Annotated in this window: 12 protein-coding genes; 7 read left to right on the top strand and 5 right to left on the bottom strand. The window is 43.8% G+C overall.

Features of this window, described 5'->3' with window-relative positions; translation table 11 throughout:
- Positions 1 to 39: 39 nt before the first annotated feature.
- The 4 genes from ACSC9N_RS00925 to ACSC9N_RS00910 all read right to left on the bottom strand — a co-directional run bounded on the left by ACSC9N_RS00925 (position 40) and on the right by ACSC9N_RS00910 (position 5,153).
- The gene (locus ACSC9N_RS00925; RefSeq protein ID WP_183174707.1) at positions 40 to 2,007 is read right to left on the bottom strand and encodes a BCCT family transporter; all 1,968 of its coding nucleotides are present in this window, start codon (positions 2,005 to 2,007) and stop codon (positions 40 to 42) included.
- Positions 2,008 to 2,164: 157 nt separating this feature from the next.
- Positions 2,165 to 2,854, bottom strand: coding sequence for an ion channel (locus tag ACSC9N_RS00920; RefSeq protein WP_004691682.1), 690 nt, complete (start codon positions 2,852 to 2,854; stop codon positions 2,165 to 2,167).
- A gap of 251 nt (positions 2,855 to 3,105) precedes the next feature.
- Complete coding sequence (locus tag ACSC9N_RS00915; protein ID WP_183174706.1) at positions 3,106 to 4,821, bottom strand: cation acetate symporter; 1,716 nt, start codon at positions 4,819 to 4,821, stop codon at positions 3,106 to 3,108.
- Positions 4,821 to 5,153, bottom strand: a complete 333-nt coding sequence (locus ACSC9N_RS00910) for a DUF485 domain-containing protein (protein WP_058870483.1) — start codon at positions 5,151 to 5,153, stop codon at positions 4,821 to 4,823. Before ACSC9N_RS00910 ends, ACSC9N_RS00915 begins: the two co-directional genes overlap by 1 nt.
- Before the next feature lie 186 nt (positions 5,154 to 5,339).
- Here ACSC9N_RS00910 and ACSC9N_RS00905 point away from each other — a divergent pair, with 186 nt between their 5' ends.
- Together ACSC9N_RS00905 and ACSC9N_RS00900 are read left to right on the top strand one after the other, a co-directional pair.
- Positions 5,340 to 8,837, top strand: coding sequence for a hybrid sensor histidine kinase/response regulator (locus ACSC9N_RS00905; protein ID WP_159152768.1), 3,498 nt, complete (start codon positions 5,340 to 5,342; stop codon positions 8,835 to 8,837).
- Between the two features lie 402 nt (positions 8,838 to 9,239).
- The gene (locus ACSC9N_RS00900; RefSeq protein WP_159152769.1) at positions 9,240 to 10,007 is read left to right on the top strand and encodes a hypothetical protein; all 768 of its coding nucleotides are present in this window, start codon (positions 9,240 to 9,242) and stop codon (positions 10,005 to 10,007) included.
- Between the two features lie 57 nt (positions 10,008 to 10,064).
- Here the strand turns inward: ACSC9N_RS00900 and ACSC9N_RS00895 are convergent, their stop codons facing one another.
- On the bottom strand, positions 10,065 to 10,715 hold the full coding sequence (locus ACSC9N_RS00895) for a response regulator (protein ID WP_004691689.1): 651 nt from the start codon (positions 10,713 to 10,715) through the stop codon (positions 10,065 to 10,067).
- Positions 10,716 to 11,092: 377 nt separating this feature from the next.
- Between ACSC9N_RS00895 and msuE the strand changes: the two genes are divergently transcribed.
- From msuE to ACSC9N_RS00870, 5 genes are all read left to right on the top strand, one after another.
- Entirely contained in the window at positions 11,093 to 11,821 is a 729-nt protein-coding gene (gene msuE, locus ACSC9N_RS00890; RefSeq protein WP_078425075.1) for an FMN reductase, read from the top strand.
- 26 nt (positions 11,822 to 11,847) lie between these two features.
- On the top strand, positions 11,848 to 12,954 hold the full coding sequence (sfnG, locus tag ACSC9N_RS00885) for a dimethylsulfone monooxygenase SfnG (protein ID WP_178895759.1): 1,107 nt from the start codon (positions 11,848 to 11,850) through the stop codon (positions 12,952 to 12,954).
- A 127-nt stretch (positions 12,955 to 13,081) separates the two neighbouring features.
- Positions 13,082 to 13,474, top strand: a complete 393-nt coding sequence (locus ACSC9N_RS00880; RefSeq protein WP_159152720.1) for a DoxX-like family protein — start codon at positions 13,082 to 13,084, stop codon at positions 13,472 to 13,474.
- A 14-nt stretch (positions 13,475 to 13,488) separates the two neighbouring features.
- A complete protein-coding gene (locus ACSC9N_RS00875) occupies positions 13,489 to 14,322 on the top strand; it encodes an SDR family NAD(P)-dependent oxidoreductase (RefSeq protein WP_159152721.1) in 834 nt (277 codons plus the stop codon).
- Positions 14,323 to 14,384: 62 nt separating this feature from the next.
- Positions 14,385 to 14,999, top strand: coding sequence for a riboflavin synthase subunit alpha (locus ACSC9N_RS00870; RefSeq protein WP_159152722.1), 615 nt, complete (start codon positions 14,385 to 14,387; stop codon positions 14,997 to 14,999).
- Positions 15,000 to 15,069: the final 70 nt, after the last annotated feature.

Here is a 15,069-nt window from a genome sequence, read left to right as displayed (position 1 = left end):
AAACTGAATAGAAAAAAGGACGCTTTAAGCGTCCTTTTTTTAGTTTGTGGCTCTGACTAAATTTAAGAAATGTAAATGACGCTCATATTGGTCAATAATATCTTGCAAGAGATCATCTAAAGTCCAATCCATCACATCATAATTCTGCCCACCTTCTCTTAAGAAAACTTCAGCTTGATAAAACTGCTGTTCCTCCAGTCTATCCGCCATAAAACTAGGTGGCTGGGTTTCACGGGCAACCACCTGATAGATGAAGTTAATTTCATTATGGTGATCTACGCGTAACTGCAAGCCATGCTCAATCGGTTGAATGGTCACATCTAGCTGACGGCGCTGAAATTCCTTTTGCACCGCTGAAAATGCATGTTGTACTTGCTGACCAATGAATTCTTCAACCTCAGACTGGGTATGCGGATAATGCATAATCAGACCTAGACGTTGTTGCCAACTGCGTGGATTTTGAATCGCACGTGGCGTAATTCGCGCATCTTGTAGTGCACGCATTTTGGTGACATCCAAACGCAGTGCTTTCAGTAAGCCCCAACAGACCAGTAACATAATCAAAGTAAAGGGCAAGGCACTCATAATTGTGGCCGATTGTAAGGCTGAAAGTCCGCCTGCCATCAGTAAGATAATCGACAGTAACGCAATCAAAATTGTCCAAAACAATCGTTGCCATAAGGGTGAATTTTCTGTTTCTGCGGTTAAGTAATCAATGACCAATGAGCCTGAGTCGGCTGAAGTCACAAAGAATAGTACCACCAGAACGGTCGCAATCAGGCTCGATATTTGAGAGAAAGGTAAATGGGTCAAAAATTCAAACAGTGCGACGGATGAATCTTGTTGTACCGCTGAGATTAAAGAAGTGTGCCCATCTTGAATAATACTGAACAGCGCTGCATTCCCCATGAAGCCCATCCAAATCAGGGTAAAGCCTGTTGGAATGAACAACACCCCGACAATGAACTCGCGAATGGTTCGACCTTTAGACACTCGGGCAATAAACATTCCAACAAAAGGCGACCATGAAATCCACCAGGCCCAATACATAATGGTCCAACCACCAATCCAACCATTGGGTTGGTAGGCATAGAGGTTGAAAGTCATCGTGAACAGATTAGATACATATTGCCCTGCATTTTGAATGCTGGTTTGTAAGATATAAATGGAAGAACTGGCAAAAAACACAAATAACAGTAAAACCACTGCCAGCACCAAGTTCAATTCAGACAGCCGTTTAATGCCTTTGTCCAAACCAAAACCGACTGAGAGCGAAGCTAAAAAAGTGACAAAAATGATTAGCCCGACCTGAATGCCAATACTTTGCTGAATGCCAAAAAGATAATTCAGTCCCGAATTAATTTGGGTCACCCCAAAACCAAGTGTGGTCGCAACCCCGAAAATGGTGCCTAAGGTTGCAAAGGTATCAACCGCATCTCCCGTTGCACCATAGATTTTTTTGCCCACCAAAGGATATAAAGCAGAGCGAACCTTTAAAGGCAAATTATGTCGGAAAGAAAAATAGGCGAGCGACAATCCCACAAGCGCATAAATGGCCCATGCATGTAATCCCCAGTGGAAAAAGGTGATTCGCATTGCTTGTTGTGCGGCATCTACGGTTTGCCCGTCTCCCGTGGGCGGGTTGACATAGTGCATCACCGGTTCAGCGACACCGAAGAACATCAAACCAATCCCCATCCCTGCGGTAAACAGCATAGCAAACCAAGAACCACTGCTATATTCAGGCAGACTATGATCGGGGCCGAGTTTGATTTTCCCCATATCGGAGAGCGCAATAAAGATCAGCAAGATCAGAAATAACGCGACGGCTAAAACATAAAACCAGCTAAATGAATCAATAATCCATTGATTTAAATGTTTGGTTAAAGCCTCAAAACCACTTGGATCAAAAAGAATCAAGGCCAGAAAAAGCACCAGAATCACGACAGTGCTGAGAAATACATTCCGTTTGACGTTTGCAAACAGCGATGGCTTTATGGAAGGCATAATTCCCCCAGAAAATTATTTTTAGTACAAAGATATAACCAAAATGGTTAATTAGACGAGTCTAATAAAAAGTGAAGAATGAATAGCTTAAAATTTAACGATTCTGTTCCATCATAATTTATGTTTAAAAATAAGGCAGTGCGAATCCTGTAACAGTTTAATTTTCTTTATGATCATTGGGGCGATGCTGAATATACTGCAAGGCAATCAAGCGTGAGACGACTAAAGCCAAATACATCACCCCACAAAACATCTGTAACATCGCAATCATACGAGCCAGCGGTGTTAATGGCATTAAATCGGACAAACCTGTCGCCGACTGCAAACTAAAGCTTAAAAATAATAAATCAAGCCATGACTGTGCGCCCGCCACATTGGGATTTAAAAAGCTATTCGGTTCTAAAATCTGGCAAATGCTATATAAAAAGGCAAAACCCCATGCAATAAGCGTAAACACTGCCCCTGCAGCAAATAGCTCATCTTTGGTCAAATAACGGTCTGCAAACATATAGCGCAGCAAGCCATAGGCCGCAATAAAATAGGCCATCGCCTCAAAGGCATGACTAATCACCAACAGCATCGGATCTCGCGCACCCAGCAAAATCAGTAAGGAAAAGAACAACGCCCCACCAACAAAGCTCAAGCCGAGGATGGTAAACACGGGAGTTTGACGAATGACCTTGGCAATGAGTAACAGGACCAAAACACCTAAGCCCCAAACCAATACACGTAAGGACAGGCTATGGCCGCTCAACAGCGCCAAAATCAGCATAATAAATTGCAACAGCAGTAACCATGCTGAAGGCAGTAGACGGAAACCTTTCCAAAATTCGACAAATACTTGCATATGCAGCCTGTTGTTTTTAAAGCCAAGTTTGATTGGTTCTTGTTCTCGCTATTTTAACTTAGCATGAATAGCCACTGAAACCGATGCTTTTTGTTCGTGTCAGTCGATTCATTTTGTCCAACAATTTGAGTACTGCTTGAGTAGTGAATGTCACGATCTAGGTCTTTCAGCATTCAAAGCCAACAAAATTAGGTATTCAACACCATAAAAAAAGCCCCAATCAATGGGGCTTTTTTTAGTTCAGGTTCAGATTAGTGATCTGAAGCGCCTGAAATACCAATACCTGTTTGCGAACGTACATACTGCGCATCAAATGCTTTACGTTCTGCTTGTGCACGTGCTGAGTTATCAGTCACAGAGAACAACCAGCAGCAGAAGAACGCCAATGGCATTGCAAAGATTGCTGGACCATTGAATGGGTTCACTGGGGTTTCAGAAATACCCAATGTATCGACCCAAACTGCTTTAGATAAGATAATGAGTACCACCGCAGTCGTTAGACCAATCACACCACCAATCACCGCACCACGCGTGGTTAAACCTTTCCAGAACATTGACAGTACAAGCACTGGGAAGTTGGCACATGCTGCTACAGAGAATGCTAAACCAACCATGAAGGCAACGTTTTGTTTCTCGAACAGAATCCCTAAAATCATTGCAAAAATAGCAAGACCTAAAGTCGCGATTTTAGACATACGAAGTTCAGATTCAGGAGTCGTTTGACCTTTCTTGAATACGTTTGCGTACAAGTCATGCGAGATTGCTGAAGCACCTGACAAGGTCAGACCTGCAACAACAGCAAGAATCGTTGCGAACGCCACTGCTGAAATGAAGCCCATGAACAAGTCACCGCCCAATGCATCAGACAAGTGAACCGCTGCCATGTTGTTACCACCAACAAGCTCTAGTTTGCCCGTTACTGCCATTTTCGCGACATCAATGAACTGTGGGTTATTCGATACATAAAGGATCGCACCAAAACCAATGATGAAAGTTAAAAGGTAGAAGTAACCAATGAAACCCGTTGCTACAACCACTGATTTACGTGCTTCTTTAGCATCTTTAACGGTAAAGAAACGCATTAAGATGTGTGGTAGACCCGCTGTACCGAACATTAAAGCCAAACCTAAAGAAATGGCATCAATTGGGTTCGCTGCAAGTTTACCTGGGCCCATGATATTGCCCGCTTCTGCTAAAGAAATGTCATGTACTTTAGAGAAAACTTGAATTGACTGGGTGAACATTTCAGAGAAGCTGAAGCCCACGCCTTTCATCACCATGAAAGCCATGAATGTCGCGCCAGACAAAAGCATTACAGCTTTAATAATCTGTACCCAAGTCGTTGCCAACATTCCACCGAAGATCACGTAAGCCATCATCAGAAGACCAACAATTACTACAGCAATGTTGTAGTTCAAACCAAATAACAGTTTGATCAGCTGACCTGCACCCACCATCTGAGCGATCAGATAGAATGCAACGACAACCAAAGAACTTACTGCTGCAAGCGTACGCACTGGTTTTTCCGCTAAACGGAATGACACTACGTCAGATAAGTTGAACTTACCTAAGTTACGTAGACGTTCAGCCACCAAGAACAATACGATTGGCCAACCGACCATGAAACCCAATGAATACAGCAAGCCGTCGAAGCCTGAACTGAAAACCATTGCGGAAATACCCAAGAATGACGCTGCGGACATATAGTCACCCGCAATCGCTAAACCATTTTGGAAACCTGAAATCCCGCCACCTGCTGTGTAGAAGTCAGCAGTGTTGGTGGTTTGTTTTGCTGCCCATTTGGTGATGAGTAAAGTAAATCCGACAAAGATACCGAACATGATAATTGCATGCCAGTTTGTCGCTTGTTGTTGAGCCTCACCCAAATCTGGGCCTGCAAGTGCTAGGCTCGAAGTCAACAGTGCGATAGCAGCGACTGTAAGCGCTTTCAATGAATTCCATTTCATTAGTGCTGTCCTTTCTCTTGCGCAATGGCTTCGACTTCACGCATTGCTTCTTCATTTAATGCGTCGAGTTTGTTATTCGAGATATACGAATACACACCACATAAAAGGAAAGACAATACAATAATGCTTAGACCCAATGGCATGCCAATCGTGGTCACCCCACCACTGACTGAAGTCATTAAAAATTCTTTGTTGTAGCCGACCAACAACATGAAACCAACGTATACAACCAACATAATAGTTGTCAGTGTCCAGCTCAGTTTACTTTTACGACTAACCATTTCCTTGAATTTGGGATTTTGTAGAATCTGTTCTACTTGTCTCTCATCCATAACCATACTCCTGTCTGTATCCAACCGTAGATACAATTTTTTAATTCGAATTATTACATTTGCTAAAGTAGCAAGCTTCTGTATGGGTTGTAATTTAGACTTTGGTCTGTAAATTTTAAACAAGCTCAGCAGCCGCTATCCCAGATGCGCTATGATGGCCGAGATGATGGAAAAACTTTAGGTAAAATGAACAGCTGGCTCATTATCGGGGTATTGGCCCTCTATATCGTCTTACTCTTTATCTGCGCCTTTTTTGGTGAGAAACACGCCAGCCGCCTGAGCACGCGTGGGCGCATGCTATTGTTTAGTTTAACTTTAGGGGTCTACTGTTCATCTTGGACCTTTTATGGCGCAACAGGTGCAGCAGTTCGTGAAGGCATTATCTTTCTGCCGATCTACCTTGGCCCACTACTTTTCGTCGCACTGGGCTATGACATTTGGCGTCGTTTAGGCCGCGTTCGTCAGCATCATGCTATTTCATCAATTGCCGATTTTGTCGCTGCACGCTATGGTAAAAGTGGGCCTTTGGCCTCAATGGTGACCATCCTCGCCGTCATTGCGATTATCCCTTACCTTGCCCTACAGCTACGTGCCATTGCACTCAGTGCCGCGGTGATTTTAGAACCTACCGCAGGCAGCATCGCCTCGACCACCAACGGTGTGCTATTCCTCACCGGTATTTTGGCCATTTTAGCCATGATTTTCGGGACTAGACAGATTGCCAATACAGAACAACATGGTGGTCTGATGTTGGCGGTTGCCTTCGAGTCTTTTGTCAAACTGTTTGCTTTGCTGTGTGTCGCACTCTTTTTCGTGTTTGCTGCACCTGAAAACATCCATCAAATTTCCAAAGATGTCGCAGAGACTTTCCATCAAGTACAACTCATTGGGGTGCCCGATACATTTTGGATTCAAACCTTGTTGGCTGGACTCGCGATCATTTGCTTACCGCGTCAGTTCCACGTCGCTGTGGTCGAATTGCGTGATGAAAAGCATATTCGCGGGGCACGGCGCTGGTTCGCAGTCTATTTAGTTTTAACCATCATTGCTATTATCCCGATTGCCAGTTGGGCGCTGCATGCAACGCCAGGTTACTTAGCGATTCCCGATGTAGCGGTTTTGTCTTTACCTTTAAGTTATGGCCAAGACTGGTTAACCCTATTGGCCTTTTTAGGCGGCTTCTCTGCCTCTACGGGTATGCTGTTGGTGTCTTCAGTGGCACTATCGATCATGCTCAGTAATGACTTGATCATGCCTGCCTTATGGCGTACTAATTTACTGTCCCGCCACGATAAACGCTTACCCTTGGTGCTTAAATTTACCCGTCGGGTCTGTATTTTAGCCGTAATGTTATTGGGCTTTTTGTTCTTCCATTTTTTCAATGACATTGACCAACTTTCAGTCTTTGGCTTGTTGGCCTTTAGTGCGGTGGCTCAGTTCTCACCTGCCCTCATAGGTGGTCTGTACTGGCGTGGCGGCAGTAAACAAGGCGTCTATGCAGGTTTATTGGCTGGTTTTGGTATGTGGGCCTACACCCTACTGTTACCCACTGTACTGCGCAGTTTGCCTGCTGAATATTCACACTTTACCGAAAGCTTTCTCAATTTCGGGCCAATGGGCATTAACTGGTTACGTCCTGAAGCCCTGCTCGGTTTTGAATCCTTTGCCGCACTTACCCATGGGGTGGTGTGGGCACTGGGTCTGAATATTATTTTATACATTTGGATTTCCCGAATTTTCCGCCCCAGCGTGGCCGAACAAATTCAAGCAGAAAGCTTTTTCTATTATGAAACTAAGCCACTGCCAACACAGAGCACGTCAACAGACATCAACTACATTCATCACGATGTTGCACGCTTAAAAGTTGGTGATTTAATCACCTTAGCCAAACGGATTACTGGCGATGGCGCAACTATGCGCGCTTTCCAACAGTTCTGTGCCCAGAACAATGTGGTGCTGAATGAAAACAGCAATGCCAACGGCATGTGGTGGCGTTTTACCGAACAATATTTAGCAGGCACGATTGGCGCTGCATCGGCACGTACCCTGCTCACCACCGCAATGGTCAACAATGGCCTCGCTTTGGGGCAAGTGGCAAACATTCTAGACCAAGCCTCACAGTGGCAACGTTTTAATCAAAACCTGATCATGACCATGATTGACCACATGACCCAAGGGGTGAGTGTGGTCGATGAAAATATGTGTTTGGTGGCATGGAATAACCAATATTTAAAACTGTTTGATTATCCGAAGGACATTGTCTATGTCGGTTGTCCAATTTCCGATTTGATTCGGTATAACGCAGAGCGCGGCGAATGTGGCCCGGGTTCGGTCGAAGAACATGTACGGAAACGGATGCACTGGATGCAAGTCGGTAGCGCACACGAGTTTGAACGCATTCGTAAAGATGGTCGTGTCATTCAAATGCGTGGCAATCCAATTGAAGGCGGCGGCTTTGTCACCACCTTCGCCGACATTACCGCCTTCCGTGAAAATGAAGCCATGCTGGAGGCGCGTGTCCAAGACCGAACTCAACAGTTAGCAGATGCATTGACTGAACAACAACTGGCACGTGAACAAGCCGATAAAGCCAATATGTCGAAAAGCCGCTTTATTGCCGCGGCCAGTCATGACTTATTGCAACCGATGCATGCTGCGCGTCTGTTCAGTACAGCTTTAGAACAAAGCGTACAAAGTGAAGAAGACCGTAAAACCTTACAACAGCTTGATCGTGCCTTACACGGTGCAGAAAGTATGTTGTCTGCCCTGTTGGATATTGCCCGTCTTGAAGGTGGCACCATTCAACCCAACCGTCAGGCTTATCCGCTGCATGATTTACTCAGTGACCTCGAATTGCAGTTTAAATCCATTGCAGCACAGCGCGGTATTCGTTTCAGCGTACATGATGCTCAGTTCTGGATAGATACCGACCCACAATGGATTCGCCGTATTATTCAGAACTTTGTCAGTAATGCCCTACGCTACACTGCCAAAGGCAAAGTGGTGGTGGGCGTACTCCGCTCCACGGACAAACCACGCCATATTCGAATTGGAGTTTGGGATACAGGACCCGGGATTGCAGAAGAACAACGAATCAAACTATTCCAAGAGTTTGAGCGCTGCGGTCATACCTCACCATGGGGTGAGCAAGGGCTTGGCTTGGGCTTGGCCATCGTACAGCGGATGACCAGCCTGCTCGACTACCCAGTACATGTCTATTCAGAGTATGGCAAAGGTTCATGCTTTATGATTGAAGTACCAATCATTGACCCACCAAAAGTCGTAGCAGCGCCTGTACAAGCAGTTCCACTCAAAACCAAAGCCTATAAGATTTTGTGCTTGGACAATGATGAAACCATTTTAGAAGGGATGTCGACTTTACTCACCAAATGGGGTTATCAAGTGTTTAAAGCAACTGAACCTGAACAGGCTTTTGAGATGATTCAGCAAGAAAGCATTCAGGTCTGGTTGGTCGATCAGCACTTAAATCATGACAAAATTGGTTTGGACTTTATTTTGGCCAATCGTCAAGAAAATGTCCCGGTCGCTTTGATTACCGCAGACTCAGATCCTGAACTGCCACAACGGGTCAAAGATATGAATATCGTGCTTTTGAAAAAACCATTAAAACCTGCTTCTTTACGAGCATGGTTATCGGGTTTAAAAATTTCAAATCCTGAATAAATTCACTACATTTACTCACAAAACTCAAGTCATATGACTTGGGTTTTGTCTTTTTTAGGCTCTGTATACATGGCAAACTGACTAAAATTTTAAAGATTTCTACAAAAGTGCTCATTTTCAGCACGTTGAAGCCCAACAATATTGGCTAAAAATTACACACCTACTTTTACTATGGCAAAATACACCAATTACATTAGTGAACACTTGTATACTTAGTTACAATTTCTCAAGCACCTGTTTTATCTAAACTAAATATGCATAAAAACATAAACTACGACTTTAGTCTTATTCATCTCCATAGGGGATTGGCAGATAACTAGGACTAAGAAAAGATCAGTTTTTCTACCTATATACCCCTTCCTTCGCTGAAGAAACTGATCATCCTTCTCTTGGAGTTTTATGATGAACATTTCTAAAGCAATGCCACATGGCTCAGATCAGTCGCAACAATTTCTGCGCCAGTATAGTGCCAATGCCTTTTTACCCAGTATCGACTGGGTTGAACTCTTTAAACAAAGTAAACTCAGCGAGACTCATGTTCAGGCCTTAGATACGCTGTATCACACCGCTATTCCCCTCGCATTACAAGTGTTTGAACAACTCGACTTTGATGTGTTTCGCCCCGCGGCTTACCAACCGCAAGGTTTAGGTCTATTTGAAAAACTTCAGCAACAAGAAGACCCGTTCTTGCTGGCATTGGAAGCCGAATCCAGCGGACTCAGTGCAGATGTGCGCCATCAAATGTGGAGCATGCTCCTTCGCGGCGGTGCAGTTTTGGTGTTTAAAGCATGGCTCGGTAAAGTCAAAACCGATCAGGATCAACTCGACACCACCCAGTTTGACCAATTGTCGGATCTGCTCTTTATTAAAACACCACCGCAAGTCTTGGCGGATCGATTAAGTATTGATGCGCAAGGAACACAAGACCATATTTTCCTCATGTATGACAACGAAATCTACTTAGACCGTTTCAATAGCTTAGAAACGGCGGCTTTATTTGTCGATCTTGGCGTGTATGATGCGGCCTTTTTAAGTCTGCGCGATGACCGTGTTGCGGCTTATTTGAAACAACAGGGCTATGTCTCTGAAGAGCAAATTGATGATCTGCAATGTGCTTTAAATCCTTTATTTTGTACTGATGTCACCAGCAAACAAAACTGCTTGGCTTAAACTTAAGACCAAAAAAAGCGCTGATGATTCAGCGCTTTTTTAATTCAATAGATCAGCTTACATGCGTTTTTCTTCAATATTTAAAGCATTGATCGCAAGGACCGCTTGAGTTCGGTTTTGTACCCCGAGCTTACGGAAAATCGCAGTCACGTGCGCTTTAATTGTCGCTTCTGAAACATCAAGTTCATAAGCAATCTGCTTATTCAGCAAACCTTCTGCCACCATCATCAAAACACGGAACTGCTGCGGCGTTAAGGATTGAATCCGCTCAGCCAGTGCAGTTTCATCGGCAGCACGTGGGTCAAAGTTCATGTTAGCAGGTAAATTTGGCGGCAACCAAATTTCACCATCTAAGACTTCGCGAATTGCTTCGCCAATATGACTTGGATGTGCCGACTTTGGAATATACCCCATCGCACCATGCGCAATTGAACGCTGAATGATCGACGTCTCTTCATGCGCTGAAACGACAATAATCGGTAATGATGGATACTGGGCACGAACATGTACCAATGCAGAAAAACCCGAAGCACCTGGTAAGTTTAAGTCCAATAGCACCAAATCAGGTTCAGGACCTTTTTCAAGGCGTTCATAAAACTCGTTTACTGCGGCTGTTTCATGAATTTGAGCTTGCGGTAAGCTATAACGAACAGCTTGGATTAACGCATGGCGAAACAGCGGATGGTCATCAACGATTAATATATTCATAAGCAACGAGAGATTTCGAGTGCACTAGTCTTGACTATTCTAACCATACAAGTGCCGATAAGGATATGCAAAGTCTAACTTTTTTTCACTTTATCACGCTTTAGGCAGGAAAATAGCCTCAATTCCAAGTCGATATTGAAATATAAATAACTAATCACATTTTGATATAAAATTTATCAGCACATTGAAAAAGGTTATTTAATTTAAATATATATAAAAAATACAACCATTTAATAAAAATTTAGATAGTCTTTTTCGGCATCAACAGATATATCTGAAAATTAGATAACTTAACGCTATTTCTTTATTTTACAGACCAAATGCAGATATTAGATAAATAAGCCCATTCCGAGATACAACACTTTAGGGCTGTCCTTATGTCTACTTTACTGCAAAAACCACTCAATATTGTCGCTGTGTCAGGCGGTTTAAATACCCCGTCTAAAACTGAGGCGCTAGTACAAGAAATATTAAATGAACTGGGCGATGCAACCCCAATCCATGTACATTTTATTAAATTCAGCGAAATTGGCCATCTGCTCGGTGGTGCGATTTACCGCAATCAACTGCCACAACGTGTGCAAGATGACTTAGCCGCAGTCGAAGCTGCCGATGCGTTGATTGTTGGAACACCAGTTTACCGTGCTTCATTTACTGGTTTGTTTAAACACTTTTTCGACTTTGTTGAGCAAACGGCGCTGGTCGATGTACCGGTACTGCTTGCAGCCTCAGGCGGCAGTGAGCGTCATGCGTTGGTACTGGAGCATCAACTCCGCCCATTATTTAGTTTCTTCCAAGCGCAAACTTTACCTATTGGTGTCTATGCCACAGACAAAGACTTTACACCCGCGTATACCATCCACAGTGAATTATTACGAGATCGCATCACCCTTGCTGTGGCCCGTGCTTTACCCATTCTAGAATGGGCACCTGCCAAAGGTCAGCGTGCAGAAGTAGTGAAAGAAAAGACCCAACTTGCAAATCAAAACTTGGGTATCAACACACAAATCGAACAAGACGATGTGCTGCCTTCAGCCGCAGTTCCGAATTTAGATGCAGCCGAGTCTCGCTTGCATCAGAAAAAAGCCAAACCACAGGTCGCTTAACGCAAAAGCATTGAGAGGGTTTTCACATGTCACAACAGAATAAAAATATTACGTTTGCTTATTGGGTTCCCAATGTCAGCGGTGGCTTAGTGGTAAGTAATATTGAGCAACGTACGGATTGGAGTTATGACTATAACGTCCGTTTAGCGAAGGCTGCAGAAAAAAGTGGCTTTGATTATGCTCTGACTCAGATTCGTTTTACTGCGGGTTATAACGCAGAAAACCAACATGAGTCGGTCAGCTTTAGTCACGGTATTTTAGCCAAAACTAGCAAACTCAAAGTCATTGCCGCTATTTTACCTGGCCCGTGGAAACCCGTGCTTGCCGCAAAACAGCTTGCAACCATCGACCACTTAACCCAAGGACGTATTGCGATTAATGTGGTTAGTGGTTGGTTTCGCAGCGAATTTGATGCCATTGGTGAAGCATGGCCTGAACATGACCAACGCTATGCCCGCTCGGAAGAATTTATTCGTGCACTAAAAGGCGTTTGGACCCAAGACAACTATAGCTTCAATGGAAAATACTACCAGTTCAAAGACTACACCTTGTCACCCAAACCTGTGCAAAAGCCGCATATTGAAATTTTTCAAGGCGGCAGTTCACGCGCTGCACGGGATATGGCATCGCGGGTTTCAGACTGGTATTTCACCAACGGCAATACCCCTGAGGAGCTCAAAAAACAGATTGATGATATTCGTGCAAAAGCCCAACAAAATGGTCATCAGGTCAAAATTGGGGTCAATGCTTTCATCATTGCCCGAGATACCGAGGAAGAAGCGAAAACGGTTCTGCAAGAAATTATTGATAAAGCCAATATTCAAGCGGTACATGCCTTTGGTGAGGCTACCCGTGAAGCGGGAGCATCAACACTTGAAGGTGAAGGCAACTGGGCCAAATCGACCTTTGAAGATTTGGTTCAATATAATGATGGCTTTAAAACCAATTTGATTGGTACACCACGCCAAATTGCCGAACGTATTGTGGAATTAAAAGCCGTTGGTGTGGATTTAATCCTTTCAGGTTTTTTACATTTTATCGAAGAGGTTGAATACTTCGGTGCCAAAGTGTTGCCATTGGTTCGTGAGTTGGAAGCTCAGCAGCAATCCGTTGAGACTGCCAAATCTGCTTAGCTCGGTAAGCAGCAGACACGAACTAAAAAATAATAATCATAGGTGACTCTATTCTTCCCTCAAGGCTCGGCTTGAGGGTTTTTTTATTGGTGTATAATCCACACAAAGTAAAAAATAACCACTTGATATGAACAACAGCCAACCTTCCAAATTCATTAATCTCTCTTTGGCCTTTTTATGGGGCTATCAAGGTCTAATTCCTAAAATCCTTTTTATCAATCCCGATGAGATTGCCATTTGGCAAACTTTTGGGCTTTCCTACACACAGGCCCAACTGGCAGGTCAGGGCTCAGGTGTGCTTGAGTGTGTTTTTGCTTTATTGTTCCTCTTTAATTCAAGTAAATATTTGCATTACCTCAGTATCTTTAGCTTGGTGTTTTTATTCGCACTGGTCGCTTTTCTAATACCAGGCAGTCTCATTCGTGCTTTTAATCCTGTGGTCATGAACCTTGCAATGATCAGTCTATCCATTTGTTATTGCATGCTTCACAGACAAAAAGCGACGTCCTTTAGTTCATAAAGTAAAGGATCCATATGAATTCAAAATCAGGTTGCATCGTCATTACAGGCAGTTCTAAAGGTATCGGCTTGGGTTTAGCTCAAGCCTTCTTGGAACAACAACAAGCTGTCGTGATTTCTGGGCGAAACAGCACAGATTTGCACAGCGCCCTGCAACAGCTACAGCATCGCTTTCCTGCTGCGCTGATTCATGCCGTCACTTGTGATGTCACGCAGATCCATGAAGTACAAACACTTTGGGATGAAGCCATTCAACACTTTGGTGCTGTTCAGATTTGGATTAATAATGCAGGCAGTTGTACAGCGACACTAGACTTTAAAGATCTCGCAGCAGCAGACATACAGACTGTGGTTCAAACCAATATTCTAGGCAGTATGTTCGGCTCACAAGTAGCCTTAAACGGCATGCTGGCACAAGGCTATGGTCAAATTTTCAATATGGAAGGTTGGGGTACTCGGGGTGAATGGAGTGCAGGCATGACTACCTATGCCACCACCAAACGTGCCGTAGGTTACTTTAGTCAAGCACTGTTTAAAGAAACCAAACAGACCAACATTCAAGTCGGTACGCTCAGTCCCGGAATGGTGGCAACCGACCTACTGGTATCCTCTTGGCAAAATGGCAATGTTCAGCACTGGAACAAAATGAAACGGCTTTTTTTGTTTATTATCGATCCTCCCGAAGTGGTCTGTCGCTATTTGGCTCAACGTATTTTAGAGAATAAACATCGCCATACTCGCATCGTATGGATGACGCCCTTACGTCTGTTACTCCGATTTTTGCAACCCTATTATTGGCGTCGAAACCCAATCAAAGATACAGCTTTAGCACATCTCAACTCAAAATAATGCCACATCAAGGTGTAGATCATTTACATTAAACATAAACCCCAAATGAAGGAAGGCTTCTAATGTACACAGGTATCGTACAAGGCTTAGAAAAAATTCTAGATGTCCGTCAAGGCGACGGTTTTAGCACCCTTGTGGTTTCAAATACACACAACTTTTTTCACGATGTCTTTATCGGTGCAAGTGTAGCCATCAATGGTACCTGCTTAACTGCAACACACATCGATCTGACCGCCAATCAAGTCCATTTTGATGTTTCGGATTTGACTCGACGCCTGACCACTTTAGGCACTTTACAGGCAGGTGATGAGGTGAATATCGAACGTTCAGCCAAAGTCGGGATGGAAAATGGGGGACACAACTTGTATGGACATATCGAAGGAACGGCTACAGTAAAGCAGCTGAGCCGTCACGGCGAGACTCTGCATGTGGATCTTCACATTCCCGAGGGCAATATTAAATACTTTTTCTTAAAAGGTTTTATTGGTCTGAATGGTTGTAGCCTCACCGTCAACCGTGTTGATCGTAACAGCCATGAAATTTCAGTTGATTTGATTCCTGAAACTTTGCGTCTGACCACGTGGCCATCGGTACAAGTCGGCGATGCCGTCAATTATGAAATTGATCAGATGACACGGACGATGGTGGATACCTTAGAAAGCATCCATCAGCGATAAGCTAGATTTATTTTTGACATTATTGCTGTACAAAAACGCCTGACTCAGGCGTTTTTGCGTATTTTAAAAA

Source organism: Acinetobacter sp. PC34 (genome assembly GCF_051789135.1).
Taxonomy (GTDB): Bacteria; Pseudomonadota; Gammaproteobacteria; order Pseudomonadales; family Moraxellaceae; genus Acinetobacter; species Acinetobacter johnsonii.
Note: the sequence above shows the minus strand (reverse complement) of the source record. Positions and strands in the feature narration are given on the sequence as shown.

Bases quoted from the DNA above. Each gene is read 5' to 3' on its own strand.
- ACSC9N_RS00925 (WP_183174707.1), bottom strand. From the start codon at position 2,007: ATGCCTTCCATAAAGCCATCGCTGTTTGCAAACGTCAAACGGAATGTA.
- ACSC9N_RS00920 (WP_004691682.1), bottom strand. From the start codon at position 2,854: ATGCAAGTATTTGTCGAATTTTGGAAAGGTTTCCGTCTACTGCCTTCA.
- ACSC9N_RS00915 (WP_183174706.1), bottom strand. From the start codon at position 4,821: ATGAAATGGAATTCATTGAAAGCGCTTACAGTCGCTGCTATCGCACTG.
- ACSC9N_RS00910 (WP_058870483.1), bottom strand. From the start codon at position 5,153: ATGGATGAGAGACAAGTAGAACAGATTCTACAAAATCCCAAATTCAAG.
- ACSC9N_RS00905 (WP_159152768.1), top strand. From the start codon at position 5,340: ATGAACAGCTGGCTCATTATCGGGGTATTGGCCCTCTATATCGTCTTA.
- ACSC9N_RS00900 (WP_159152769.1), top strand. From the start codon at position 9,240: ATGAACATTTCTAAAGCAATGCCACATGGCTCAGATCAGTCGCAACAA.
- ACSC9N_RS00895 (WP_004691689.1), bottom strand. From the start codon at position 10,715: ATGAATATATTAATCGTTGATGACCATCCGCTGTTTCGCCATGCGTTA.
- msuE (WP_078425075.1), top strand. From the start codon at position 11,093: ATGTCTACTTTACTGCAAAAACCACTCAATATTGTCGCTGTGTCAGGC.
- sfnG (WP_178895759.1), top strand. From the start codon at position 11,848: ATGTCACAACAGAATAAAAATATTACGTTTGCTTATTGGGTTCCCAAT.
- ACSC9N_RS00880 (WP_159152720.1), top strand. From the start codon at position 13,082: ATGAACAACAGCCAACCTTCCAAATTCATTAATCTCTCTTTGGCCTTT.
- ACSC9N_RS00875 (WP_159152721.1), top strand. From the start codon at position 13,489: ATGAATTCAAAATCAGGTTGCATCGTCATTACAGGCAGTTCTAAAGGT.
- ACSC9N_RS00870 (WP_159152722.1), top strand. From the start codon at position 14,385: ATGTACACAGGTATCGTACAAGGCTTAGAAAAAATTCTAGATGTCCGT.